Annotated in this window: 27 protein-coding genes and 1 tRNA gene; 20 read left to right on the plus strand and 8 right to left on the minus strand. The window is 72.0% G+C overall.

Annotated elements, in window-relative coordinates; all coding sequences use genetic code 11:
• Window positions 1-62: 62 nt before the first annotated feature.
• Window positions 63-794 carry a FadR/GntR family transcriptional regulator gene (locus ACLJQF_RS00915; RefSeq protein ID WP_410606258.1) on the minus strand — a complete coding sequence of 244 codons (732 nt, stop codon included), beginning with the start codon at window positions 792-794 and terminating at the stop codon, window positions 63-65.
• A 215-nt stretch (window positions 795-1,009) separates the two neighbouring features.
• Here ACLJQF_RS00915 and ACLJQF_RS00920 point away from each other — a divergent pair, with 215 nt between their 5' ends.
• The gene (locus tag ACLJQF_RS00920; RefSeq protein WP_410606259.1) at window positions 1,010-1,978 is read left to right on the plus strand and encodes an aldo/keto reductase; all 969 of its coding nucleotides are present in this window, start codon (window positions 1,010-1,012) and stop codon (window positions 1,976-1,978) included.
• Window positions 1,975-2,826 carry an amidohydrolase family protein gene (locus ACLJQF_RS00925; RefSeq protein ID WP_410606260.1) on the plus strand — a complete coding sequence of 284 codons (852 nt, stop codon included), beginning with the start codon at window positions 1,975-1,977 and terminating at the stop codon, window positions 2,824-2,826. The genes ACLJQF_RS00920 and ACLJQF_RS00925 overlap by 4 nt, the downstream gene beginning before the upstream one ends.
• A gap of 36 nt (window positions 2,827-2,862) precedes the next feature.
• Here ACLJQF_RS00925 and shbA read toward each other — a convergent pair whose 3' ends face one another.
• The 4 genes from shbA to ACLJQF_RS00945 all read right to left on the minus strand — a co-directional run bounded on the left by shbA (window position 2,863) and on the right by ACLJQF_RS00945 (window position 5,101).
• Complete coding sequence (shbA, locus tag ACLJQF_RS00930; protein WP_410606261.1) at window positions 2,863-3,450, minus strand: RNA polymerase sigma factor ShbA; 588 nt, start codon at window positions 3,448-3,450, stop codon at window positions 2,863-2,865.
• A gap of 323 nt (window positions 3,451-3,773) precedes the next feature.
• Window positions 3,774-4,070: a DUF202 domain-containing protein gene (locus ACLJQF_RS00935; RefSeq protein ID WP_410606262.1), complete on the minus strand. Its 297-nt coding sequence runs from the start codon at window positions 4,068-4,070 to the stop codon at window positions 3,774-3,776.
• A 171-nt stretch (window positions 4,071-4,241) separates the two neighbouring features.
• Complete coding sequence (locus tag ACLJQF_RS00940; protein WP_410606263.1) at window positions 4,242-4,610, minus strand: YidH family protein; 369 nt, start codon at window positions 4,608-4,610, stop codon at window positions 4,242-4,244.
• Between the two features lie 11 nt (window positions 4,611-4,621).
• Complete coding sequence (locus tag ACLJQF_RS00945; protein WP_410606264.1) at window positions 4,622-5,101, minus strand: GtrA family protein; 480 nt, start codon at window positions 5,099-5,101, stop codon at window positions 4,622-4,624.
• A 146-nt stretch (window positions 5,102-5,247) separates the two neighbouring features.
• Here ACLJQF_RS00945 and ACLJQF_RS00950 point away from each other — a divergent pair, with 146 nt between their 5' ends.
• Window positions 5,248-5,658, plus strand: coding sequence for a hypothetical protein (locus ACLJQF_RS00950; protein ID WP_410606265.1), 411 nt, complete (start codon window positions 5,248-5,250; stop codon window positions 5,656-5,658).
• Between the two features lie 81 nt (window positions 5,659-5,739).
• Window positions 5,740-6,033, plus strand: a complete 294-nt coding sequence (locus tag ACLJQF_RS00955; RefSeq protein ID WP_410606266.1) for an iron-sulfur cluster biosynthesis family protein — start codon at window positions 5,740-5,742, stop codon at window positions 6,031-6,033.
• A gap of 53 nt (window positions 6,034-6,086) precedes the next feature.
• Here the strand turns inward: ACLJQF_RS00955 and ACLJQF_RS00960 are convergent, their stop codons facing one another.
• Genes ACLJQF_RS00960 through ACLJQF_RS00970 form a run of 3 tightly spaced genes read right to left on the minus strand, consistent with a single transcriptional unit; the run spans window position 6,087 to window position 10,276 of the window.
• Entirely contained in the window at window positions 6,087-7,208 is a 1,122-nt protein-coding gene (locus tag ACLJQF_RS00960; protein WP_410606267.1) for a glycerate kinase, read from the minus strand.
• Complete coding sequence (locus tag ACLJQF_RS00965; RefSeq protein ID WP_410606268.1) at window positions 7,205-8,149, minus strand: 2-hydroxyacid dehydrogenase; 945 nt, start codon at window positions 8,147-8,149, stop codon at window positions 7,205-7,207. The genes ACLJQF_RS00960 and ACLJQF_RS00965 overlap by 4 nt, the downstream gene beginning before the upstream one ends.
• A gap of 30 nt (window positions 8,150-8,179) precedes the next feature.
• Window positions 8,180-10,276: an alpha-galactosidase gene (locus tag ACLJQF_RS00970; protein WP_410606269.1), complete on the minus strand. Its 2,097-nt coding sequence runs from the start codon at window positions 10,274-10,276 to the stop codon at window positions 8,180-8,182.
• Between the two features lie 76 nt (window positions 10,277-10,352).
• Here ACLJQF_RS00970 and ACLJQF_RS00975 point away from each other — a divergent pair, with 76 nt between their 5' ends.
• The 16 genes from ACLJQF_RS00975 to ACLJQF_RS01050 all read left to right on the plus strand — a co-directional run bounded on the left by ACLJQF_RS00975 (window position 10,353) and on the right by ACLJQF_RS01050 (window position 24,525).
• Window positions 10,353-11,522 (plus strand): ROK family protein, encoded by a 1,170-nt coding sequence (locus ACLJQF_RS00975; protein ID WP_410606270.1) that lies wholly within the window; start codon window positions 10,353-10,355, stop codon window positions 11,520-11,522.
• Window positions 11,523-11,813: 291 nt separating this feature from the next.
• On the plus strand, window positions 11,814-12,248 hold the full coding sequence (locus tag ACLJQF_RS00980) for an alpha-galactosidase (RefSeq protein ID WP_410606271.1): 435 nt from the start codon (window positions 11,814-11,816) through the stop codon (window positions 12,246-12,248).
• A gap of 181 nt (window positions 12,249-12,429) precedes the next feature.
• Window positions 12,430-13,239 carry a CoA transferase subunit A gene (locus tag ACLJQF_RS00985; protein ID WP_410606272.1) on the plus strand — a complete coding sequence of 270 codons (810 nt, stop codon included), beginning with the start codon at window positions 12,430-12,432 and terminating at the stop codon, window positions 13,237-13,239.
• Window positions 13,236-13,994, plus strand: a complete 759-nt coding sequence (locus ACLJQF_RS00990) for a CoA-transferase subunit beta (protein ID WP_410606273.1) — start codon at window positions 13,236-13,238, stop codon at window positions 13,992-13,994. The genes ACLJQF_RS00985 and ACLJQF_RS00990 overlap by 4 nt, the downstream gene beginning before the upstream one ends.
• Entirely contained in the window at window positions 13,991-15,172 is a 1,182-nt protein-coding gene (locus ACLJQF_RS00995) for a thiolase family protein (protein WP_410606274.1), read from the plus strand. Before ACLJQF_RS00990 ends, ACLJQF_RS00995 begins: the two co-directional genes overlap by 4 nt.
• 13 nt (window positions 15,173-15,185) lie before the next feature.
• Window positions 15,186-15,923, plus strand: coding sequence for a protocatechuate 3,4-dioxygenase subunit beta (pcaH, locus tag ACLJQF_RS01000; RefSeq protein WP_410606275.1), 738 nt, complete (start codon window positions 15,186-15,188; stop codon window positions 15,921-15,923).
• Complete coding sequence (gene pcaG, locus ACLJQF_RS01005) at window positions 15,923-16,477, plus strand: protocatechuate 3,4-dioxygenase subunit alpha (protein WP_410606276.1); 555 nt, start codon at window positions 15,923-15,925, stop codon at window positions 16,475-16,477. The genes pcaH and pcaG overlap by 1 nt, the downstream gene beginning before the upstream one ends.
• Before the next feature lie 4 nt (window positions 16,478-16,481).
• Window positions 16,482-17,258, plus strand: a complete 777-nt coding sequence (gene pcaD, locus ACLJQF_RS01010) for a 3-oxoadipate enol-lactonase (protein WP_410606277.1) — start codon at window positions 16,482-16,484, stop codon at window positions 17,256-17,258.
• Window positions 17,255-17,656: a 4-carboxymuconolactone decarboxylase gene (gene pcaC / locus ACLJQF_RS01015; protein WP_410606278.1), complete on the plus strand. Its 402-nt coding sequence runs from the start codon at window positions 17,255-17,257 to the stop codon at window positions 17,654-17,656. Before pcaD ends, pcaC begins: the two co-directional genes overlap by 4 nt.
• Before the next feature lie 10 nt (window positions 17,657-17,666).
• On the plus strand, window positions 17,667-18,500 hold the full coding sequence (locus ACLJQF_RS01020) for an IclR family transcriptional regulator C-terminal domain-containing protein (protein ID WP_410606279.1): 834 nt from the start codon (window positions 17,667-17,669) through the stop codon (window positions 18,498-18,500).
• Between the two features lie 84 nt (window positions 18,501-18,584).
• Window positions 18,585-19,181: an NTP transferase domain-containing protein gene (locus ACLJQF_RS01025; protein WP_410606280.1), complete on the plus strand. Its 597-nt coding sequence runs from the start codon at window positions 18,585-18,587 to the stop codon at window positions 19,179-19,181.
• Window positions 19,182-19,199: 18 nt separating this feature from the next.
• Window positions 19,200-20,069, plus strand: a complete 870-nt coding sequence (locus tag ACLJQF_RS01030; protein WP_410606281.1) for an AAA family ATPase — start codon at window positions 19,200-19,202, stop codon at window positions 20,067-20,069.
• Window positions 20,070-20,113: 44 nt separating this feature from the next.
• Window positions 20,114-21,886 (plus strand): hypothetical protein, encoded by a 1,773-nt coding sequence (locus ACLJQF_RS01035; protein ID WP_410606282.1) that lies wholly within the window; start codon window positions 20,114-20,116, stop codon window positions 21,884-21,886.
• Window positions 21,887-22,195: 309 nt separating this feature from the next.
• Window positions 22,196-22,269 (plus strand) — tRNA-Arg (locus tag ACLJQF_RS01040).
• Between the two features lie 38 nt (window positions 22,270-22,307).
• Window positions 22,308-23,420 carry a vWA domain-containing protein gene (locus tag ACLJQF_RS01045; RefSeq protein WP_410606283.1) on the plus strand — a complete coding sequence of 371 codons (1,113 nt, stop codon included), beginning with the start codon at window positions 22,308-22,310 and terminating at the stop codon, window positions 23,418-23,420.
• Complete coding sequence (locus tag ACLJQF_RS01050) at window positions 23,413-24,525, plus strand: XdhC family protein (protein ID WP_410606284.1); 1,113 nt, start codon at window positions 23,413-23,415, stop codon at window positions 24,523-24,525. Before ACLJQF_RS01045 ends, ACLJQF_RS01050 begins: the two co-directional genes overlap by 8 nt.
• The last annotated feature ends 92 nt before the right edge of the window (window positions 24,526-24,617 follow it).

The following is a 24,617-nucleotide window of genomic DNA, read 5'->3' on the forward strand; positions in this document are numbered from 1 at the left end:
GAGTGGTAATTCGGGTTCTAACCCGAATTACCACTCACGACGGCAGGGAGGTGAGTGTGCGGCTAGGAAGCTTCCGCGGCCGGCTCGGCGTCCGAGTCGGGCACCGTCGGGTCGTCCGCGGTGCCGAGGGCGTTGCGCAGCCACTGCTCCACGCCCGCGACGTGCACGGTCGCCCACGAGCGGGCCACTTCCGGCTCGCGCGCGGCGATGGCCTCGTAGATCGCCGTGTGCTGTTCGCGGGTCTTCGCGACCGCGCCTTCCTGGGTGAGGCCGCGCCAGATCCGGGCGCGAGCGGTCGGCCCGGAGAGGCTGTCGAGCAGCGAGCAGAGCACCGGGTTGCCGGAGCCGTCGGCGATCTTGCGGTGGAACTGCAGGTCGTTGGCGACCAGCGCTTCCACGGTCGGCGAGTCCTCCAGCTCGCTGAGCAGCGTGCCCAGCTCCGCGATGTCCGCGTCGCTCATGTGCTGCGCGGCCAGGGCGGTCGCGGCGGGCTCCAGGATCCGGCGCACGGCCAGGAAGTCGAGCACGGTGTCGTCGCGGTGGAAGTCGACCACGAACGTCATGGCGTCGAGCAGCAGGTTCGGCTCGAGGCTGGTGACGTACGTGCCGTCGCCCTGCCGGACGTCCAGGACCCTGATCAGGCACAACGCCTTGACGGCCTCGCGCAGGGAACTGCGCGACAGCCCGAGCCGCTGGGCCAGCTCGGCCTCCTTCGGCAGCCGGTCGCCCGGCGCCAGCTCGCCGGAGATGATCATGTCCTTGATCTTGTCGATCGCGACATCGGTGACGGGCATCGCGTCCGCCCTCCCCTGCAACAGACCTCGGATGTTTCGGTGTTCCTCCCCAGCGTGCCATGTCCCGGCGAAGGAGGGGCGACGACCCACCAGCGCCCACCGCAACGGGTGGCTCCGCACACCCGGCGCAAGCCCGCGCGTAACGGTCTCGGCCTGTTCCACGTCCTCGAAGTCGACGACTGCACGGCGATGCTGCCGGTGAAGGAGTGACCGCGTTGGAACTCTCCCTGTCCCCGCTGGGTCTCGGCTGCGCGCAGCTGGGCAACCTGTACCACGCGATCAGCGACGAGACGGCGGCCGCGACCGTCCGGCGCGCGTGGGACGAGGGCGTCCGCTACTTCGACACCGCCCCGCACTACGGCCTCGGCCTGTCCGAGACCCGGCTCGGCGCGACGCTGCGCTCGTACCCGCGGGACGAGTACGTGCTCTCGACGAAGGTCGGTCGCGTGCTGGAGCCGAACCCCGAGGGCGCCGGCGCCCTCGACGACCAGGGCTTCGCCGTCCCGGCCGCGTACAAGCGCCGGTGGGACTTCACCCGTGACGGCGTCCTGCGCTCCCTCGACGACAGCCTGACGCGGCTCGGGCTCGACCGCGTCGACATCGTCTACGTCCACGACCCCGACGACCACTTCGAGGAGGCGCTCTCCGGGGCCTTCCCGGCGTTGCGCGAGCTGCGCGAGCAGGGCGTGATCGGCGGGTTCGGCGCCGGGATGAACCAGACGCCGATGCCGGCCGAGTTCGTGCGCCGCACCGACCTGGACGTCCTGCTGGTGGCCGGCCGCTACACCCTGCTCGACCAGCCCGCGCTGGACGAGCTCTTCCCGCTCTGCGCCGAGCGGGGCGTCCGCGTGGTGGTCGGGGGCGCGTTCAACGGCGGCATCCTGGCGACCGCCGAACCGGGCCGGGTCTACGACTACGCCGAAGCGCCGACGGAACTGGTCGAGCGGGCCGGGCGGATCGCCCAGGTCTGCGCTCGGCACGGCGTCGAGCTGCCGGAAGCGGCGCTGGCGCTGCCGATGGCGCATCCGGCGGTGGTGTCGGTGGTCGTCGGCGCGCATGATCCGGACCAGGTCACCGTGAACGCGCGGCGGGCCAGGGCGCTCGTGCCGCCGGCCTTGTGGACCGAGCTGGCCGACGCGGGTCTGCTGCGCGCCGACGTCGTCATCGCCGAAGGAGTCTCATGATCGACGCGCACCACCACCTGTGGGACCCCTCGCGGCGCGAGTACCCGTGGATGGCGGGGGCGGCCATGGACCCGATCCGCCGTCCGTACACCGTCGACGACCTGCGGGCGGTGACCAAGGCGGCGGGTGTGCACGCGACGATCCTGGTCCAGACGGTGTCCTCGGAAGAGGAGACGGCGGAGTTCCTCGCGACCGCGGCCGCGGAGCCGGTGATCGCGGGCGTCGTCGGCTGGGTGGACCTCACGGCCGCGGACATCGCCGACCGGCTGGCCGCGCTCGACGGCCCGCTGGCCGGGATCCGGCACCAGGTGGAGGGCGAGCCGGACGACGACTGGCTGCTGCGCCCGGAGGTGGTGGCCGGCCTGAGCACCGTGGCGGCGGCGGGCTTGGCGTTCGACCTGCTGGTCCGTCCCTCTCAGCTGCCGGCCGCGGCCGAGGTGGCGTTGCGCCTGCCGCAGCTGCGCCTGGTCCTCGACCACGCGGCGAAGCCCCCGATCGCGACGGGGGAGTGGGAGCCGTGGGCGTCCGGCGTGGCCGCGCTGGCGGCGCGCGAGAACGTCGTGTGCAAGCTGTCCGGCCTGGTCACCGAGGCGGACTGGACGGGCTGGGAGGTCGGGCACCTGCGCCGGTACGTCGATCACGTCCTCGACGTGTTCGGCCCGGAACGCCTGCTGTTCGGCTCGGACTGGCCGGTCTGCGAGCTGGCGGCGTCCTACGAGGTGGTCGTCGACGCGGCGATCGCACTGACGGGCTCGCTGTCGGACGCCGAGCGACTGGCCGTCTTCGAGCACAACGCCCGCACGGCGTACGGGCTGGATGCGGGCGGGGCGACCCCCTCCAGGGGGTAAACGAGGTCACCCCGCCCGCTCGCGCGCAGTGGTCTGTCAGAACTCGTCGGCGTGGATCATGCCGCGCAGCCGGGTCAGCGCGCGGTGCTGCGTCACGCGGACGTTGCCCGCGGAGATCCCGAGCGCTTCGGCGGTTTCGGTCGCCGAGAAACCGACGGCGATGCGCAGGGTCAGGATCTCCTGCTGCACCCGGGGCAGGGAGGCGAGCAGCCGGCCGAGACGGGCACCGAGGTCGAGGTGCAGCGCGTGGCTCTCCGGCTCGTTGCCGGCGACCAGCGGACGCTCCGGGAGTTCGGGGACGGGCTCGGAGCGGTCGCGGGCGACGGCGCGGTAGGCGTCGGCGACCTTGTTGGCGGCGATCGCGTGGACCAGGTACAGGAAGGAGCCGCCGCGGTCCTGGTAGTCGGGCAGGGCCTTGAGGACGGCCAGGCAGACTTCCTGGGCGACGTCGTCGGCCGACAGGTAGGAGAGGTCGCGGCCGCCCATGCGTGCGCGGCAGTAGCGGACCACCACCGGCTCGATCATCTGCAGCAGCGAGTGGATCGCGGCCGGGTTCCCTTCGCCCGCGTCCTTGACGAGGGGGTCCAGGTCCTCCTTGGTGAGCCGTCCGCCCGGGCGGGGCAATGACTCGGGAGTGCGATAATCGCGAAGGCTGGAAGCGGATTGTTCGGTGGTACTCGGCGGTGCTGTCATGGTCGTCTCCCCGGCCGACCCTCGACCGTCGCTGCCGGGGGTTCAACACTCCGTAACTGATCCATCGCAGATGCTCCGGTGAAGAAGGGGCTCATCTGCGGTCCGTGCGACGCAGGGTAATCGTAAGCACCTCCAGGCGGGTCAGTCCAGATTTCAACGACCAATACCCCGTTAGCAGTATCGACCGTGATGTTCCCGCGACCCGCGCCCGCACATTGCGATTAATCGGTTTCAGGATGTGCCGAGTTCACTCGTCAGTGGAAGACGAGCACGGAAGTGGCGGTCACGGTCACGGCGAGCGACGCGATCGCGGGCAGTATCCGGTCCGGCGGCCCCGGTTCGGCGGCTCGCAAGGACCGTTCGCGGCGCATCCCGATGGCCGCGAGCAGGGCAGATGTGCCGGCGGCGAGCAAAACGGGGATCAGCGTGCCACCCCAATGGCGCTGGGCGGCGGAGTGCAGGAGCAGTACCGTGCAGGCGGCGGACGCCAGTGCGGTCCGCCGCCAGGCGAGCCCGGTGCGCTCGGCCTGGGCACCAGTGGGGGTGGTCACGGTCGGATCTCGGACGGCGTGGCGGTACTTTTGACGTCACGATAATCGCGAACCGGCGGTATTCGCGTCTGAACCGGCCGCCTGCTCGAGTCCGGCTGTCCGGCTCGCCGGGGAAGCCTGGTGGACGGGGCGTTTTTTCCGGCCGTCACCGTCCGCTGCCTTTCGTGTCACTCACGAGACCATCAGGAGTACGGCCGCGGCGACGATGAGGGCCAGCAGGCCGCCCGTCAGCACCAGGATCATCCGGCTGGGCGGCAGTGGTCCCCCGGCGCGCATCGCGATCTGGACCCGGCGCCACCGCGGGTACGCGGTCGCGGCGAGGACGGCGGCCAGTGCGACGCTCAGCCCGGCGAGCACCGCGCTCGCGGCGGCCGGCGACGGCACCAGCTGGTGCACGGCCACCCCGCCCGCGAGCAACCCCAGGGCAGTGCGGAGCCAGGCGAGGAAGGTGCGTTCGTTGGCCAGCGTGAAGCGGTAGTCCGGTTCGGTGCCGCCCGCGTGGGGCTTGGTGTCGTCCAGCTCGCTGTTGTCCGGGGCCACGTCCGCAGACGCTAGCCGGTGTGGGCGGCCGCGGCCGGTCCGGTGCGGTGCGCGAAGACCCACCAGCGCAGCACGGCGAACCGCACGAACCCGCCGACCAGGCTGGCCAGCAGCAGCGTGCCGGTCTCCTCCCACGACGTCGGCCGGTCGACGACAGCGTCGAGAATGGCGAGCACGGCCGAGCCGTACAGGGCGTAGAAGGCGAAGGTGAGCACGTCCTGCAGGTGCCGCTTCCCGGCGTTGCTGGGGCGTCCGGCGAAGGTGACGCGGCGGTGGAACTCGGTGTTGCCGACCGTGGTGAGCGCGATCGCCACCAAGTTGGCCACCTGGGAGCCGAGCTCGTCGCGCAGCAGGAGGAACAGGGCGGCCTGCAGGCCGGTGGTCACCACGCCGGCCACGACGTACCACGCCGCGTGGGTGCCGAGCTCGTGGTGGCGGTCCGGGTCGGTGGCGAGCAGCCGGTGCTCCGGTGCGCACCTGGTGGTGGCCATGATCCCAACCTACCTCGCATTCACAAACTTGTGAATGTGTTAAACCCGTTGAAGAAATGTGATCCCGGTGACACCGCGGGGTTTCGCCGCCCGGCCGGCCGGGGTAGGTCACCGGCGACACTCTTTCCGACGCGTCAGGAGGGCCAGTGAGTGACCGTGACTCGGCCGAACCGCAGAGCTTGAGCCCCAGCGAGGCGCTGGACGAGGACGAGTTACGAGTGGACTCGCTCGAAGAGGGTATGGAGCCGCCCGAGCACTGGAGTGCGGCGAACCGCCACGGCACCACGCCCCGGGAGATGCGCGAAGGCGAGCCGATGGACCAGCGCCTGGCCGAAGAGGTGCCGGACGCCGAGCCGGAGCCGGTCCCGGAGCGCCCGCTGGCGGCCACCCCGGCGGTGGAACTCGACGAGACGATCGAGGACGCACCACCGGACTTCGAGCCGGTGGTCCCGGAGGACACGGTGCCACGCCGCCATTCGAACCAGGGCCGCCGCGAGACGACGGACTACGCGGGCGAGTCGGTGGCGGACGCCATTCGCGCGGCCCGCCAGGGCTGATCCGCTCAGACTGCACGTCCGTTCGGCCGCCCCTAGCGTGGGGCACGAGTGCATCGGACCGCGACGAAGGGAAGGCCGAAGATGCTGACCGTGACCGAAGCCGCCGCCGAGGCGATCACCGCCCTGACGAGCCAGGGGGAGGGCGACGCCGGGCTCCGCCTGGCGGTTCAAAACGCCGACGGCGAAAGCGCCCAGCTGGCGCTGTCGGTGGCTCCCGAACCGGCAGAGGGCGACAGCGTGCTGGGGACCGAGGAAGGCCCGAAGGTGTTCCTCGAGCCCCAGGCGGCAGCCCTGCTGGACGACAAGGTGCTCGACGTCCAGGAGGACGAAGCGGGCGGCGTGGCGTTCGCCGTGCTGCCCCAGCACACCAGCTGACCGCGGCGGACGGGCCGTTCGCTCCTCGGGTGCGAACGGCCCGTCCGCTCGCGTTACCCCTCCCGCCAAGCACGCACCAGCACGGCCGCGCGGCTCCGCAGCAACTCCGCCGCATGACTGCGGGCGTGGTCCAGCGAAGGCGCGTGGTCGATCAGCGCGCTGCTTCCCACCACCCCCAGCCGCGCCAGTCCCGCCGCATCGAGCTGGATCCGTCCCGCGAGCGCCATCAGCGGCACCCCACGCGGCCGAGCCCGGTCGGCGATCCCCGCCGGGGCCTTGCCGTTCAGGCTCTGCTCGTCCAGCGATCCCTCGCCCGTGATGACCAGATCCGCGCCCTCCAGCGCCGCATCCACCCCGGTCAGTCCCGCGATGAGATCGAAACCGGACTCGACACTCGCACCGAGAGCGATCGCGGCCGCCGCGACCCCCCCACCGGCGCCCGACCCCGGCACCCGCGAGACGTCCGGCGCACCGCCCACCTGCAGCGCGTGCGCCCACCGCCCCAGGCCCTCGTCGAGCAGCGCGACCTCCGACGGCCCGGCCCCCTTCTGCGGCCCGAACACCGCCGCCGCGCCCGCCGGGCCCAGCAGCGGGTTCGTCACGTCGGTCGCGACCGCCACGCGCACGCCGTCCAGCCGCTCCCGCACCGGCGTCAGCTCCGTCGACGCCACCCGCGTCAGCGTCCCGCCGCCCAGGCCGATCGGCGCGCCGAACGCGTCGAGCACGCCGGCGCCCAGCGCCCCCAGCATCCCGGCCCCGCCGTCGGTGCTGGCCGTGCCGCCGACCGTGAGCACGAGCCCCTTCGCGCCGTGGATCAGCGCGTCCGCCAGCAGTTCGCCGACGCCCCAGGTGTGCGCGGCCAGCGCCGTCGCCGGTGAAGGCTCGACGAATTCGATGCCGCACGCGCGCGCGGACTCGACGTACGCGGTGCCGTCCAGCACGGCGTACCGCGCCTGAACCGGCTCCTCGAGCGGCCCGCGAACCGTCAGCCGCACGATCCGCGCGCCCGCCGCTTCCAGGACATCCAGGGTGCCTTCGCCGCCGTCGGCGACCGGGCAGGTGACGATGTCCGCGTCCGGCAGGGCGTCGCGCACGCCGAGCGCGATCGCCTCCGCGGCCTCGACCGCGGTGAGACTGCCCTTGAACTTGTCGGGCGCGATGACGACCCGGGTCACGGCTTCACCTCCGTCAGCGGGGGACGCCCGGCGAGTACCGCCGCGACGTTGCGCGCGGCCAGCACGGCCATCGCGGTGCGGGTCTCGACCGTCGCCGAGCCCAGGTGCGGGCTGAGCACGACGTCGTCCCGGCCGAGCAGCCGCGGTTCGACCTCGGGTTCCTTCTCGAACACGTCGAGCGCGGCGCCGGCGATCTCGCCGGCTTCCAGCGCGTCGGCCAGCGCGGCTTCGTCGACGACCGGGCCGCGGGTCGTGTTCACCAGGTACGCGCCGGGTTTCATGGCGCGCAACGCGGCGGCGTCGATGAGGTGCCGCGTCTCGGGCGTCAGCGGGCAGTGCAGCGAGACGACGTCCGAGCGCGCCAGCAGTTCTCCGAACGACACGTATTCGGCCTCGGTGTCCTTTTTGGACCGTCCGGAGTAGACGACGGACATCCCGAACGCCGACGCCCGGTTCGCCATCGCCCGGCCGATCTGCCCGAACCCGACGATCCCCAGCGTCTTGCCCTGCAGCCCGGAGCCGAGCAGGAAGCCCAGGTGGAACGACCACGGCGTGCCCGAACGCAGCAGCCGTTCGCCTTCGCCGAGGCGCCGCGTGACGGCGAGCAGCAGCCCGAAGGCGAGATCGGCGGTGGCGTCGGTGAGCACGCCCGGCGTGTTCGTGACGACGATGCCGCGCGAAGCCAGCGCCGGGACGTCGACGTTGTCGTACCCGACGGCGACGTTCGCGACCACCTTCAGCCCCGGCCCGGCGGCGTCGGCCAGCGCGCCGTCGAGCCGGTCGTGCAGCATGCCGACCACGGCCGACGCGCCGCCGGCGAACTCGTGCAGTTCCGCGGGCGTCAGCGGACGATCGGCGGGGGAAACCTCCACATCGCCTGCTTCGGCGAGGAGCTTCACCGCGTCGTCGGGAATCCATCGGGTCACCGCGATCTTGGCCACGACGACAGCCTAGGTCACGGCACCGACAATTCAGCCCACACGCGTCAGCCGCACCACCGCGCTCGCGTACCCGCTTCCCGGCAACGAGACGTCCAATCCGTGGCTCAGCAACACAGCGCCGTGGTGCACGACGCCGTCCTGGCCGCGGTACAACCCGGCCGGATCCAGCCCCGCAAGCCGCGGCGGGGTGAACGGCCGCGCGAACTCCGTCGGCCGCCGCCAGAAGAAGACGACTACGTCGTCGCCGAGCACGTACTGCACCGCCGTCAGCGCCGAGACCGCCGGATCCGCCAGCCGGTACTGCGTGCCGTGCTGCACCACCGGCCGGATCTCCTTGTACAGCGCCACGAGCGACGCCGCCTCGGCGAGTTCGTCCGGGGTCCAGCGCGGCAGGTCGCCGCCGAGGCCGAGCACGCCCGCCATCGCCACGTGGAAGCGGAAGCTCAGCGGCGCCTCCCGTCCGGTGCCGGGGTTCGGGCTGTCGGTCACCCAGGCCGACATCGTGCCCGCCGGGTAGAGCTGGCCGTAGCCGTGCTGGATGGTGATCCGGTCGGCGGCGTCGGTGTTGTCCGACGCCCAGATCTCGTCGGTGCGCGCGAGGATGCCCAGGTCGGTCCGCCCGCCGCCGCCCGCGCACCCTTGGATCCGCAGGTTCGGGTGGTCGGCGCGCAGCCGGTCCAGGATCCCGTAGACCGCCCGGACGTGGCCGACCCACAGCCGGTGCGCGTCCGAACCTGCCTCCGGCCAGCCCGCCTCGGTGAACGCGCGGTTCATGTCCCACTTGAGGTAGTCGATGCCGTGCTCGCCGACCAGGCCGTCGAGCCACTTGTGGGCCCAGTCCGCGACGTCGGGGCGGGCGAAGTTCAGCACGAGCTGGTTGCGCAACGTCGTCCGCGAGCGGTTGGCCATGTGCAGCACCCAGTCCGGGTGCGCGCGGTAGAGGTCGCTGTCCGGGTTGACCATTTCCGGCTCGACCCACAGCCCGAACCGCATCCCGTGCGCGTGGACCGCCTCGACCAGCGGCCCCAGCCCGCGCGGGAAACGCTGGTCGTTGGCGGTCCAGTCACCGAGCCCGGCCGAGTCGCCGGTGCGGGCGCCGAACCAGCCGTCGTCCATCACGAACAGTTCCGCCCCCAGCCGGGCGGCCGCCGCGGCAAGCTCGGTCTCGGTCTGCTCGTCGAGGTCCCAGCCGGTCGCTTCCCAGGAGTTGTAGACGACCGGCCGCAGCTCGCTCGCGTGCGGCTGGACGAACTCGCGGACGTACGCGTGCCAGCGCCGGCTGGTGCCGCCGAAGCCGTCGGCCGCGTAGAGCCCGGCGAACACCGGCGTCTCCCACGTCTCGCCGGGCTGCAGCCGCCAGGCGACGTGCTCGTGCCCGAACCCGCCGGTCCACGTGACGCGGCCGGTGTGCGTGTGCTCCACCGTGATCCGCCAGCTCCCGCTCCACGCGAGGGCACTGCTCCAGACCTCGCCGGCGGTCTCGGTCGCGTCGCCCGCGTCGAGCATCACCCACGGGTTGACCTGGTGGCTGGAGGCGCCGCGACGGCTGGTGAGCGTGGTTTCGCCGACCGGCAGCGGTTCGCGCAGCACGCCGTACTCGGCGCTCCACGCGCCGGAGGTCCGGCTCAGCCGCGCGCCGTCGCGCCGCGGGAGCGTCCACGACGCGGAATCCGTGCGCAGCAAGGCGATCGGCTCTTCGGAACCGGTGTGCCGCAGCGACGTCCAGCGCTCGACGACGTCGCCGCGGACGCGGTAGTGCAGGGACAGCTCCAGGGGGTAGTGCCGGTCGGCGAGCCGCACGGTGAGCGTGTCGTCTTCGAGCGTGAAGCCGTCGTAGCGCCACTCGAGCGCCGAAGTGCCGTCGGCGTACCGGACGGCCAGTGCCGCGACGCCGAAGAAGGCGCCGCCCTCGGCCGGGAGTTCCTGCCGGTCGTCGCCGGGCTCGTCGAAGCTGCTGTCGGCCGGGTTGCGGCGCGCGGCGACCTGCGTGGCCTGGTCCAGGGTCAGCGGCGGGCCCCAGTGGACGTGCCGCGGGCGGTCGTCGGCGTCCAGCCGGAAGGCGTACGAGCTCTCGGGGGTGCGCAGCAGCCAGAGCCGGCGCGCGGGGTCGTGTTCGACGAGCGACATGTCCGACAGCGTAGAGCTGACCAGCGCAGAAATAAATTCTTGACGAAGTTAATTAAATCTCTCTACCCTTCCGGCCATGCCTCGCAGTGCACCGGCAAGGGCGCCGATCACCAGCCCCGCGGCCGCGACCGTGTTCACCACGGTCCTGACCGAAGGGCCGGTGTCCCGCGTCGACGTCGCCCGCCGCACGGGGCTCTCGTCCGCCGCGGTCACCAAGGCCGCCCGGCCCTTCATCGAGGCCGGCTACCTCGAAGAACTCGCCTCCGGCGGCCGCACCGCCCCCGGCGCCGGCCGCCCGGCGAACCCCCTCGCGATCCGGCCGGACCGCGAGTACTTCGTCGGCGTCAAGATCACCGGCGACGACCTGATCGGCGTGGTCACCGACCTGCGCGCCGACGTCAGGGCCGGCGCCCACCACACGTTGACCAGCCATGACGTCGACCACGTCGTCCGCGCACTGGCCGACCTCGTCGGTGAGCTGCTCGACGGCACCCTGCGCGACCGCGCCTACTGCCTCGGCGTCGCGGTGTCCGGCGACGTCGACCGAGCGTCCGGCGTCGTCCGGTACTCCCCGTTCCTCGGCTGGCGGGACGTCCCGCTGGCTTCACTTCTGGAGGACGCCACCGGCCTGACGGTGACCCTCGAAAACGACGTCAAGGCCCTCGCCGTCGCCGAGCAGTGGTTCGGCGAAGGCGTGGGCGCGTCGTCGTTCGCCCTGGTCACGGTGGGTACCGGGATCGGCAGCGCACTGGTCGTGAACGGCGGTCTGGTCCGCGGCGCCCACGGGGTCGCCGGGGAGATCGGGCACGTCCCGGTCGCCGACGGCGGCCCGTCCTGCCACTGCGGCGGGCGGGGCTGCGTCGAGGCGATCGCGTCCACCGAGGCGATCCTGACCCGCGCTCGCGACGTCTCCGGAGAACCCGCGCTGACCATGGAAGACGCGGTGGCGCGTGCTCGCGGCGGTGACGAACCGCTGCGCGGGGTGTTCGCCGGGGCCGGGCACGCGATCGGGCTCGGCCTGGCCGCGCTGGTCAACCTGTTCGGCCCGGAACGGGTGGTGGTCTCCGGGGAAGGCGTCGCCACCTACGACTTGTTCGAGGACCAGATCCGCCGGACCTTCGCGGTCCAGGCGTTCGGCAGTGCCGCGCGGTGCCGCCTGGTGATCCGGCCAATGCCGTTCGAGGAGTGGGCGCGAGGCGCGGCCGCCGTCGCCATCCAGCGCCTTTTCGTCGTCGAGAGCGTCTAAGGAGTGAGCCCTGTGACATCCAGACTGAATCGTCGAAGCTTCCTGGTCGGTTCCGTCCTCTTCGCCGGGGGTGCCGCCCTCGCGGGTTGCACTTCGGACCCGTTGAACAAGAACGCCGCCGATTCGGGGGCGAAGACCACGCTTTGAGCTTCGAAGCCAGCGCGTCCGCGGCGTCCCGGACGCGCGCGTCGTTCAGCCACGAAGTGCCGTACTCCGCGCGGGTCGACGACTCGAGGCTCCAGTTGCTCCAGCCCATGAACGGCTTGACGAACGGCGTCCGCGCGCCTGCGGGTGCCGATCGGCAAGAACGCGGGCAGCGGCATCCAGGACGGGCTCTCCGACGTCGAGCGGCAGAGCGTGCTGACGTTCTGGTCGATGGCGTCGTCGCCGCTGTACGTCGGGGGCGACATCTGGTTCCTGGACGCTTCCGCGGTGTCGATCCTGACGAACCCCGAGGTCATCGCGGTCGACCACGCCGGTTCCTACCCGACCCGGGTCGCCGGCGGGAACTTCCAGGTGTGGACGAAGCGCGCGCCGGACGGCCGGTGGTACGCGGCTGTCTACAACCTGGGTTCCACGCCGTCGGACATCACGGTGGACCTGGGGATGCCGGGGGCGCGGCCGGTGCGTGACCTCGTCGCACGTCAGGACCTGGGGCGGTTCCGGGGCACGTGGACGGCGTCCGCCGTGCCGCCCCACGGCTCGCGGCTGATCCGGATCGGCTGACTTTCTTCCCGAAGGGGACTTTTCTCGCTGCGCGGCGAGAAAAGCCCCCTCCGGCCTGCGTGCGTCATCCATTGGGTGGAAGACATCTGGTCGGGCGCGCGGTCGCCGTGCTATGTTCGGTTGCAGAACGAGTGTGCGTGATGCGAACACTCTGGATGACTCGAACTGTGCGGAGGGTGTGATGGCGGAGCTGCTGTCGCTGGAGGAGGCCGTGGCCCGGCTGGTGCACGACGGCGACACCGTCGCGCTCGAAGGGTTCACGCACCTCATCCCGGTCGCGGCCGGGCAGGAGATCATCCGGCAACGCCGCCGGGACCTCACGCTGGTGCGGATGACCCCCGACATCGTCTATGACCAGCTCATCGGCGCCGGCTGTGCGCGCAAGCTGATCTTTTCGTGGGGTGGCAACCCGGGCGTCGGCTCGCTGCACCGCTTCCGTGACGCCGTCCAGCACGACTGGCCGGTGCCGCTGGAGATCGAGGAACACAGCCACGCGGGCATGGCGAACCGGTACGTCGCCGGCGCGTCCGGCCTGCCGTTCGCGGTGCTGCGCGGCTACACCGGCACCGACCTGCCGGCGCAGACCGCCACGATCAAGCCGATCACCTGCCCGTTCACCGGCGAGAAGCTGACGGCGGTCCCGGCGCTGAACCCGGACGTCACGGTCATCCACGCGCAGCGCGCGGACCGCTCCGGCAACGTCCAGATGTGGGGCATCACCGGTGTCCAGAAGGAAGCGGTGCTGGCGGCGAAGCGTTCGATCGTGACGGTCGAGGAGATCGTCGAGGAGCTGGCGCCGCGTCCGGGTGCGGTGGTGCTCCCGGCGTGGGTGGTCACGGCGGTGGCCGAAGTTCCCGGTGGCGCGAAGCCGTCGTACGCGGCGGGGTACTACGAGCGGGACAACGCGGCGTACCAGGCGTGGGACGAGATCGGGCGCGACCGCGGGGAGTTCACGAAGTGGCTGAACGAGCTGACCGGGGTGACGGCATGAGCGCTCAGTACTCCTCCGACGAGATGATGAGCGTCGCGGCGGCTCGTGCCCTCGGCGACGGCACGTCCTGCTTCGTCGGCATCGGCCTGCCGAGCAAGGCGGCGAACCTCGCCCGCCGCGCGCACGCGCCGGGCCTGACGCTGATCTACGAATCCGGCTGCCTCGGCGCGAAGCCGTCCCGCCTGCCGCTGTCCATCGGCGACGGCGAGCTGGCCGACACGGCGGACGCGGTGATCAGCGTGCCGGAGGTGTTCAACTACTGGCTCCAGCCCGGCCGCATCGACGTGGGCTTCCTCGGCGCGGCCCAGCTGGACAAGTTCGGCAACATCAACACGACGGTGATCGGCTCGGACTACCGCGACCCGAAGGTGAGGTTGCCCGGCGCGGGCGGCGCCCCGGAGATCGCGGCCTCGTGCGGCGAGGTGTTCGTCGTCCTGCGCCAGAACCCCCGGGCCTTCGTGGAGAAGGTCGACTTCGTGACGTCGTTCGGCCACGGAACGGGCAAGGGCGACCGCGAGCGCCTGGGCCTTCCCGGCCGCGGCCCGACGCTGGTGGTGACGGACCTGGGCCTGCTGCGCCCCGACCCGGAGACGGCGGAGCTGACGCTGACGGAGCTGCACCCCGGCGTGGACCTCGACCGCGCCATCGCGGCCACGGGGTGGAAACTGAAGGTGGCTGACGATCTCGAGACCACCCCGGCCCCCACGGAGCAGGAGCTGACCCTCCTGCGAGACCTGGAGAAGGCAAGCGCATGACCGACGTCTACATCCTCGATGCGATCCGCACCCCGTTCGGCCGCTACGGCGGCGCGCTGGCCGGCGTCCGCCCCGACGACCTCGCCGCCGGCGTCCTGCGCGCCCTGCAGCAGCGCAACGACCTGGATCCGTCCACAGTGGACGAGGTCGCCCTCGGCGACGCGAACGGCGCGGGCGAGGACAACCGCAACGTCGCCCGCATGGCCGCTCTCCTCGCCGGCTGGCCCACGACCGTCCCGGGCAGCACGGTCAACCGCCTCTGCGGCTCGGGCCTCGACGCGGCCATCCAGGCGAGCCGCGCGATCCAGGTCGGGGACGCCTCCCTCGTCGTCGCCGGCGGCGTCGAGTCCATGACCCGCTCGCCGCTGGTCATGCCGAAGCCGGAGAAGGCGTTCCCCACGGGCAACCAGACCCTGTACAACACCGCGCTCGGCTGGCGCATGGTCAACCCGGCGATGCCGTCGCAGTGGACGATCTCCCTCGGTGAGTCCACCGAACAGCTCGCCGAGCGCTACGGCATCGGCCGCGACGAGCAGGACGCGTTCGCCGCCCGCAGCCACGTCACCGCCGCCAAGGCCTGGGACGAGGGCTTCTACGACGACCTGGTCGTCCCGGTCGAGGGCGTCGACCTGGCCCGGGACGAAGGCATCCGCCCGGACTCCAGTCCCGAGAAGCTCGCCAAGCTGAAGCCCGTGTTCCGCACGGAGAACGGCACCGTCACCGCGGGCAACGCGTCCCCGCTCAACGACGGCGCCTCGGCGCTGCTCCTCGGCGGCGAAGCCGCCGCGAGCCGCTTGAACAAGGCCCCGCTCGCCCGGATCGCCGGGCGCGGTGCGGCGGGCGTCGACCCGGACGTCTTCGGCATCGGCCCGGTGCGCGCGGCGGAGATCGCCCTCGAACGCGCCGGCATCGGCTGGGACGACCTGGCCGCGGTCGAGCTCAACGAGGCCTTCGCCGCGCAGTCGCTGGCCTGCCTGCGCGACTGGAAGGACCTCGACCCGGAGATCGTGAACACCCACGGCGGCGCGATCGCCATCGGGCACCCGCTCGGCGCGTCGGGCGGCCGGATCCTCGGCACCCTGGCGCACGACCTGCACCGCCGCGGCGGTGGCTGGGGTCTGGCTGCCATCTGCATCGGCGTCGGCCAGGGGTTGGCCGTCGTCCTCGAAGGCCGGTAAAGGAGACACCGAAGTGGCCACTCCGACCGAATTCAGGCTGCCGCGCTACGGGGAAGACCCCGACGGCACCCACCCGCCCCTCGACTCCAGCGGGTACCGCTCCACGGCGCTGCGGTACCCGAAGCAGGACCTCGTCCTGCTCCCGCAGATGCTGACCGAGGTCACCGGCCCGCTGCTCGGGCCCGGCCGTCTCGGCGAGCACGACAACGACCTCACCCGGCAGCACGCCGGCGAACCGCAGGGCCAGCGGATCATCGTCACCGGGCGGCTTCTCGACGGCGAGGGCCGTCCGGTGCGCGACTCCCTCGTCGAGATCTGGCAGGCGAACGCGGGCGGCCGCTACCGGCACACCGGCGACCGCTGGCCGTCCCCGCTCGACCCGAACTTCGACGGCGTCGGCCGCACCCTGACCGACAGCGACGGCCGCTACACCTTCACCACCGTCAAGCCCGGCGCCTACCCGTGGAAGAACCACGACAACGCCTGGCGCCCGGCGCACATCCACTTCTCGGTGTTCGGCTCGGCGTTCACCCAGCGGCTGGTCACCCAGATGTACTTCCCGGACGACCCGCTGTTCTCCCAGGACCCGATCTTCAACTCGATCCCGGACGAGAAGGCCCGGCAGCGGATGGTTTCGCGCTACGACCACGACGTCACGCAGGCCGAGTGGGCGCTCGGCTTCCAGTTCGACATCGTGCTGCGCGGGCGCGACGCGTCGGTGTTCGAAGAGGAAGAGGAGGACGAAGACTGATGACCAGGCTGCTGCCCACCCCTTCGCAGACCGTCGGCCCGTACCTGTCGATCGGGCTGCCCTGGCCCGACGGCCCGCACGTCGTGCCCGAGGGCACGCCCGGCGCGTTCTGGATCCGCGGGATCGTCCGCGACGGCAACGGCGACCCGGTCCCGGACGCCATGATCGAGACCTGGCAGGCCGATCCGGACGGCGGCTTCCGCCACCCGGACGACCCGCGCGGCGTGGCGAACGACGACTTCCGCGGCTTCGGCCGCTGCCCGACGGAGACCGACGGCACCTACGGGATCCTCACCGTGCTCCCGGGCGTGGTGCCCGGCGAGGGCGGCACCACGCAGGCCCGGCACATCGACGTCTCGGTGTTCGCGCGCGGCCTGCTCCACCGGGTCGTCACGCGGATCTACTTCGAGGACCAGGACAACGCCGCCGACCCGGTGCTGGCGACGGTCCCGGCGGAGCGGCGCGGCACGCTGATCGCGGCGAAGACCGGTGACGGCTACCGCTTCGACGTGCGGTTGCAGGGAGACGGCGAGACCGTCTTCTTCCGGGTGTGACGCCATGAGCGCCGTGAGGCTGCACCGGGTCGAGGACGGACCCGGCGACGGGCCGGTGGTCGTGGCCGGCGGGTCGCTCGGCAGCGACCTGCGGATGTGGGAACCCCAGGTCGCGCCCCTGGTGGAGCGCGGCTTCCGGGTGGTCCGGTACGACACGCGCGGGCACGGCGCGTCGCCGGTCCCGCCGGGTCCCTACGAGCTCGAAGACCTGGGCGCCGACGTCCTGGCGCTCCTCGACGAACTCGGCGTCGAGCGCGCGCACCACGTCGGCCTGTCGCTCGGCGGCATGACGGGGATGTGGCTCGGCATCCACGCGCCGGACCGGATCGCGAGCCTGGTGCTGTGCTGCACGTCCGCGAAGCTCGGCCCGCCGTCGATGTGGGCCGACCGGGCCCGCACGGTCCGTGCCGAGGGCACCGCGGCGGTGGCCGAGGCGGGCGTGAGCCGCTGGCTGACGCCGGGGTACCTCGAGCGTCACCCGGACCGGGCCGAGTTCCTCCGTGCGATGATCGCGGCGGTCCCGGCCGAGGGCTACGCGGCCTGCTGCGGTGCGATCGAGCGGATGGACCTGCTGGAGCTGCTCCCGAAGATCACCGCGCCCACGCTGGTCGTCGCGGGCGCGGACGACCCGGCCACCGCGCCGGGCGACCACGCGCGGCCGATCGCCGAGGGCATCCCGGGCGCGCGGCTGAAGATCGTGGCCGACGCCGCGCATCTGGGCAATTACGAGCAGCCGGCGGAGTTCGCCCGGCTGATCCTGGACCACTTGGAGCGAGCGTGACGGACCGCCACGAGCAGGGCATGAAGGTGCGGCGCGAGGTACTCGGCGACGAGCACGTCGACCGCGCGGTCGCGGGCACCACGGACTTCAGCCGCCCGTTCCAGGACTACATCACCGAGGGCGCGTGGGGATCGGTGTGGGCCCGCGACGGCCTGGACCGCCGCACGCGCAGCTGCGTGACGCTGGCGGCGCTCACGGCCCTGCAGGCGCACAACGAGCTGGCGATGCACGTCCGGGCGGCGGTCCGCAACGGCCTGACCGCGGCGGAGATCAGCGAGGTCCTGCTGCACACGGCGGTCTACGCGGGGGCACCGGCGGCGAACGCGGCGTTCGCCATCGCCCAGCGCACCCTGGCCGAGCTCGGCGAGCCGAGCGCCGTGCCGAGGGACGCCGGATAGGGTGCCGGGCATGGACGTGACGAGGCCGCCGTTCGACGTCCGGCTGGACAGCGAACCGGCGCACCGCGGTGCCCACCACGTGCAGTCGCTGGAGCGCGGGCTCGCCGTGATCAAGGCATTCCACGCGGGCGCGTCCGAACTGACCTTGAGCGACGTGGCCCGCGCAACGGGCCTCACCCGCGCGGCGGCGAGAAGATTCCTCCTCACCCTGGCCGACCTGGGCTACGTCCGCACCGACGGCAAGTACTTCTCGCTGACGGCCCGGGTCCTGGAGCTGGGCTACGCGTACCTGTCGAGCATGACGCTGCCGGAGGTGGCCCAGCCGCACCTGGAGCACCTGTCCGCGCGGGTGCACGAGTCGAGCTCGGTTTCGGTGCTGGAGGGCACCGACATCGTCTACGTGGCCCGGGTGGCGGTCTCCCGGATCATGACGGTGAGCATCAACGTGGGCACCCGCTTCCCGGCGTACGCGACATCGATGGGCCACATCCTCCTCGCGGGGCTCGGCGAGCAGGAGCGGGAGGCGTATTTCCTGACGGCAAGGTTGGACCGCCTGACGGACCACACGGTGACGACGCCCGGCCACCTGCGCACGGAGCTGGCCAAGGTGGCCGACCAAGGCTGGGCCATGGTGGACCAGGAGCTGGAGGAAGGCCTCCGTTCGGTGGCGGCCCCGATCCGGGACCGCACGGGCCGCGTGGTGGCGGCGGTCAACCTGTCGACCCACGCAAGCCGCACCACGGCGGAGTCGGTGCGGAAGGACCTGGTCCCCCCGCTGCTGGAGACGGCCCGGGCCATCGAAGCGGACCTGGCCATCGGAGCCCCGGATCGCGCCCGTGGCTGAGCGGCGCTCTGCGCTGCCGGTCGAGTCGCTGTTTCGCGCCGAGCCGGTGGCCGTCCCGACCGCAGCCGCGGCCGCGGCTTTCTCATGACCAGCCCTCGGCCGGTCGCCGGGCTCCTGCTCGCCGCCGGTGCCGGCCGTCGCTTCGGCGGGCCGAAGGCCCTCGCCCAGCTCGACGGGGAACCGCTCGTCCTCCGCGCCCTCCGCACGCTCACCGCCGCCGGGTGCGCGCCCGTGCGGGTCGTCGTCGGTGCCGCCGCCGACCAGGTCCGAGCCCTCCTGCCCGACCCCGGCCTGGCCGTCTCGGCCGAAGACTGGGCGACCGGCATGGGTGCCTCCCTCCGCGCCGGCCTGGCCTCCCTCGAAACGACCGAACAACCCGATCAACCCGTCGCCGCGCTGGTCCACCTCGTCGACCTGCCGTGGGTCGGCCCCGGCATCCTCGCCCGGGTCATCGCCCAGGCCACCCCCGAAACCGTCGCCCGCGCGGCCTACGACGGCGTGCCCGGCCACCCCGTGCTGCTCGGTCGCCGCTGGTGGGGCGAGATCGCCCGGACCGCTCTCGGCGACCGCGGTGCCCGGGACTGGCTCGCCACCCGCGCGGACCTCACCTTGATCGAGTGCGGTGACCTCGGCAGCGGCCGGGACGTCGACCGCCCCGGTGATCTGGCGGGCCCCGCCTGAACACCTACGATCGACAGCGTGACGGACTCGCCCGAAGACCTCGCGGCCGCGCTCGATGCGACCGGTTACCTCGCCGATGACGGGCTGGCGACCGCCGGCTTCCTCGCCCTGCGGATGGGTCGCCCGCTGTTCTGCGAGGGCGAGCCCGGCACCGGCAAGACGTCACTCGCCCTGGCCCTGGCCACCGCGCTGGATCGGCCGCTCATCCGCCTCCAGTGCCACGAAGGCATCGACGCCGCCCAGGCCCTCTACGAGTGGGACTTCCCCCGCCAGCTCCTGCACCTGCGCGCGCTCGAGGCGGCCGGCGGCGGCCAGCTCGACGTCGAGGCCGCGGAGCGCTCGCTCTACACCGAGCGGTTCCTGCTGGCCCGGCCGCTCCTGCAGGCCCTGATCAGTGCCCCGTGCGTCCTGCTCATCGACGAGATCGACCGCGCCGACGACGAGTTCGAAGCCTTCCTCCTGCAGCTGCTCGACGAGCACGCCGTCACCATCCCCGAGTACGGCGAAGTCCGCGCCGAGCATCCCCCGTTGGTGATCCTCACCTCGAACCGGACACGCGAGGTGCACGACGCCCTCAAACGCCGTTGCCTCTACCACTGGCTCGAACACCCGGACCTGGTGCGGGAGGTCGAGATCCTGCGCCGTAGGATCCCGCGGGTAAGTGCAGCTCTGGCTCGGCAAATCGCTGAAGCGGTGCATCGGCTCCGTGAAATGGATTTGCTGAAACCACCGGGAGTAGCGGAGTCCCTCGATTGGGGGCGGGCTCTATTAACTCTTCAGCGTGACGAGCTGGACGCGGCGACAGCGGCACGCACGCTCGGAGCCGTCCTGAAATACAGCGAAGACCTCGACCGGGTCAGGGCAAAGCTCGACGCCTTGTTCGCCTGAACCACCCGGTCGGGGGCCGGGTCGAAGCGAGGGAGAACCAGCGGATGAGCGTGGCGGAGACGACGGATACGAGACCGCCGTCCGAAGCGGAGCCGGACCGGCCGGGGCCGGCCGGGCCGGCGACCGCGCAGCAGCGCGGCTGGCGGGGGAGGCTCGCCGCGGTGGCTGCGGTGCTCGGCGGCACCGTGCTGATCGCCGTGCACGCCACCTTCTACGGCCACTGGCTGATCGACGACTCGGCCATCACATTCGCCTACTCGCGCAACCTGGCCGACGGCTTCGGGCCGGTCCTGCAGCCCGGCGCCGCGCCGGTCGAGGGGTACTCCAACCCGACCTGGATGGTCCTGATCGCCCTCGGCAAGCTCGTCGGTCTCTTCGACCACGGGACGCTCTTCGGCGTCAACGACCAGATCCTGTTCCCGAAGGCGCTCGCGCTGCTCTGCTGCGCCGCCATCCTCGTGCTCTTCTATTTCGGCGCGAAGGTGCTCAGCCGCCGCCCGGCCCTGATCACGTTCGTCGCCGGGGCCGCGCTCGCCGCGATCCCGTCCTTCGTCATCTGGTGCTTCTCCGGGCTGGAGAACTCCTTCTACGCCCTCACGGTCGCCGCGATCGCGGTGGTGATCGTGCGGGCGGTCCACAGCGGCCGGCTCCTCGACACCCAGATCGCCATCGGCACCGGGCTGATCTCGATGCTGGCCGCGCTGACCCGGCCCGACGGCATCATCTACGCCGGTGCCTACCCAATCGCCGTCCTGCTGTTCCTCAAGCGGGAGCTGCTCGGCCGCAGCGTCCGCGCGGTCGTCCTCTCCGTCGCCGGCTTCGCCGTGCCGTACGGCGCGTACATGGTGTTCCGCTGGTTCGAGTTCGGCCGCCTGGTCCCGAACACCGCCGTCGCGAAGGGACAGGAGCCGCCGACGATCGAGGACCTCGCCCGCCCCGGCGACATCGTCTCCTACGTGGGCTGGCTGGTCGTCGCCGTCGCGGTCGCGTGCCTGGTGGTGCTGCTGGTCCGGCCGTCGCGCCTGCGCACCGGCCTGATCGCCCTGATGGTGCCGTTCGGGCTCACCGTGGTCGCCTACATCGTGCTCGAGTTCGACTGGATGGGGCAGCTGCGGTTCGCCACCCCGGTCTGGACGCTCGGTGCGTTCGGCGGCGCGATCGTGGTGGTCGAGGCGCTGGCCGCGGCCCGGCTGCGCGGCCGGATCGTGCTCGCCTGCCTGCTGGTGGTGGCGCTGGTCAGCTCGGTGAGCGGGCTCTACGACCAGGGCAAGTCCTACCGTGCCAACGTCAAGACCGCGTTCTGCATCGTCGCCGAGCGCGACGCCCGGACCATCAACGGTCTCGCGGACATCCTGAAGCTGCCAGACTCCGCCCAGGTCGGCCTGATCGACCTCGGCGGGACCTCGCTGGGCAGCCGTATCCGGGTGCTCGACCTGGCCGGCCTCGGCGACAAGCAGGTCGCCGACTACCTGCACGAGTCCGACGTGACGGGCGTCCGCAACTACGTCTTCAACCAGGAGAAGCCCGAGCTGATCACGTTCATCGGTTCGTGGATCACCACGCTGGGGTTCGACAAGGACCCGCGGTTCGAGAGCGAATACGAGACGATCTTCGTCAACCCGCCGATCGGCAACCTGACCGTCGACTCGCGCAACTGGGTCAGCTACCACGTCCGGCGTGACCTGGTCGACGACGCGAAGCTCGCGGAACTCAAGGCGTACACGCAGAAGACGCTTCCGCCGCTGCTGGAGCTCAACAAGACGGCGGGGCTGCGCGGCTGCGCGAACATCCAGCCCGGCTTCAAGGCCGCCGCCTGACCGCTGCACCCGGCGCCCGCCTCGGAGGTCCACAAAGGACCGACGAGTCGGGCGTTTTTTAATTGCGTTGCCGCCCCCGGCGGACTGAGGCATCATTTCTTTCAGCACAGCACGCCACACCGAGAGGAGGAGATCGTGACCCGACGGCAAGACCGGAACCCCTGCGGCGCGATCTCCCGCGTCGTTCGCTGAAATTCCTTTTCTTTCCGAAGAGCTCTTCGCGCCCACCCGCCGCTACCTTGGGTCGGCCGCGGCGAAGAGCGCGGTCTGCGCGCCTGCCCGGGGAGGGGTGCGTGCGCAGACCGCCCTGTCTCGGTAGCTCAGTTGGACAGAGCGCGGCGCTACGAACGCCGAGGTCCGAGGTTCGACTCCTCGCCGGGACACCGCAGTGCACATTCGAAAACGAGCGCACAATGGAGACATGACCACGGTCTCCGATCCGGTAGCGGGGTACGCCGGTTTCGCCGCCGCGTTGCGCGAAGCCGGTGTCGCCTGCGACGCGCACCGTGTGCAGGCGTACCTCACCGCCGTGGCCGAGATCGACGTCGCCGAGCCCACGCAGCTGTACTGGGCCGGGCGGCTGACACTCTGCTCCAGCCCCGACGACCTCCCGTGCTACGAAGAGGCCTTCAGCCAGTGGTTCTCGATCGAGACCACCGCGCCGCGCCGCGCGACCTCGGCCGCACCCAAGAAGGCCAGGATCGCCCCACTGCGGGCGCCCGAAGGCGGGGACGGAGAGGGCGGGGAGGGCCACGACCAGCTGAAAGTCGCCGCCAGCGCGCACGAAGTCCTGCGTCATCGCGACCTCGCCGAGCTCACCACCGCCGAACGCGAACACCTCCGTGAGCTGCTGGCCACCCTGAAGCCCGCGCTCCCGCGGCGCCCGGCCGCCCGGCGGACGCCGTCCCGCCGCGGCCGTCTCGATCCGTCGCGCACGCTGCGGGCCATGCTGGCCAGCGGCGGCGAACCCCGCAAACTCGTCCACGCCCGCCGGGGCAGCAGGCCGCGGCGGGTGGTGCTGCTCATCGACGTCTCGGGTTCGATGAGCCCGTACGCCGACGCCCTGCTGCGGTTCGCCCACGTCCTGACGCGGGCCTCGCCGCTGTCCGTCGAGGTGTTCACGCTCGGCACGCGGCTGACCCGGGTGTCGCGCCAGCTGCGGCAGCGCGACCCGGAACGCGCCATGCTCGCGGCGGGCTCGGCGGTGCCGGACTTCGCCGGCGGGACCCGGCTCGGCGAGACACTCCAGGCGTTCCTCGACCGCTGGGGCCGGCGCGGGGTGGCGCGCCGCGCCGTCGTGACCGTGTTCTCCGACGGCTGGGAACGCGGTGACACCGGTCTGCTCGGCGAGCAGCTCTCGCACCTGCGCCGGCTCGCGCACGCCGTATTCTGGGTGAATCCGCACGCCGGCCGTGCGGGCTACGCTCCGGTCCAGTCGGGCATCGTGGCCGCGCTGCCCCACATCGACCGGCTGCTGGCCGGGCATACCCTGGCCACTTTGGAACAACTGCTCGGGGAGATTTCCGATGCGTGACGTACTGGACGACGTGTTCCGCCGCTGGTCCGCCGGCGAAACCGTCGGGCTCGGCACCGTGGTCGCCACCTTCTCGTCGGCGCCGCGCGCGCCCGGCGCCGCGATGGTCGTCGCCCCGGACGGCACCGTCGCCGGCAGCGTGTCCGGCGGCTGCGTGGAAGGCGCGGTCTACGAGCTCGCGCAAGAGGTCGTCGCCGAGCGCAAGCCGGTGCTGCAGCGCTACGGCGTCACCGACGACGACGCCTTCGCGGTCGGCCTGACCTGCGGCGGGATCATCGACATCTACGTCGAGCACGTCGACCGCGAGTCGATGCCGGAGCTCGGCGACGTCGTCGCGTCGGTGCGCGGCGGCGAGCCGGTCGCGGTCGTCACGGTCATCGAGCACGAACGCGAAGGCCTGGTCGGCGAGCACATGATCGTGTGGCCGGACCGCACCGCGGGCTCGCTCGGGTCGTCGCGGATGGACGACGCCGTGGCCGACGACGCGCGCGGCCTGCTGGCCAGCGGCCGCACCGGCACCCTGCACTACGGCCCGGACGGGCAGCGCCGCGGCGAAGGCATGGCGGTGTTCGTCAACTCCTTCGAGCCGCCGCCCCGGCTGCTGGTCTTCGGCGCGATCGACTTCGCCGCCGCGATGGCCCGCATGGGCGCCTACCTCGGCTACCAGGTCACGGTGTGCGACGCGCGTCCCGTGTTCGCCACCACCAGCCGCTTCCCGGACGCGCACGACGTCGTCGTCGACTGGCCGCACCGCTACCTGCAGGCGGAAGCCGACGCCGGCCGCGTCGACCAGCGCACCGCGATCGCGGTGCTCACCCACGACCCGAAGTTCGACGTGCCGCTGCTCGAGGTCGCGCTGCGCCTGGAAGTCGGGTACGTCGGCGCGATGGGGTCCCGCAAGACGCACGACGACCGGTTCGCGCGGCTGCGCGAGGCCGGGATCACCGAGGCGGAGCTGGAACGGCTGTCGTCGCCGATCGGCCTCGACCTCGGTGCACGCACACCGGAGGAGACGGCCGTGTCGATCGCGGCGGAGATCATCGCGCTGCGCTGGGGAGGCGGCGGCAAGCGCCTGGCCGAGCTTTCGGGACGTATTCACGGCTGAGTACGCCGGCTGGTCCACAAAGTTCACCCGTCCGGACTTCCGCACATGAGGAGTTGTGGGGTGGATCGGCGCGTATCTGCGGAACAGGTAGT

It is taken from the genome of Amycolatopsis sp. lyj-109 (assembly GCF_046548995.1).
Taxonomy (GTDB): domain Bacteria; phylum Actinomycetota; class Actinomycetes; order Mycobacteriales; family Pseudonocardiaceae; genus Amycolatopsis.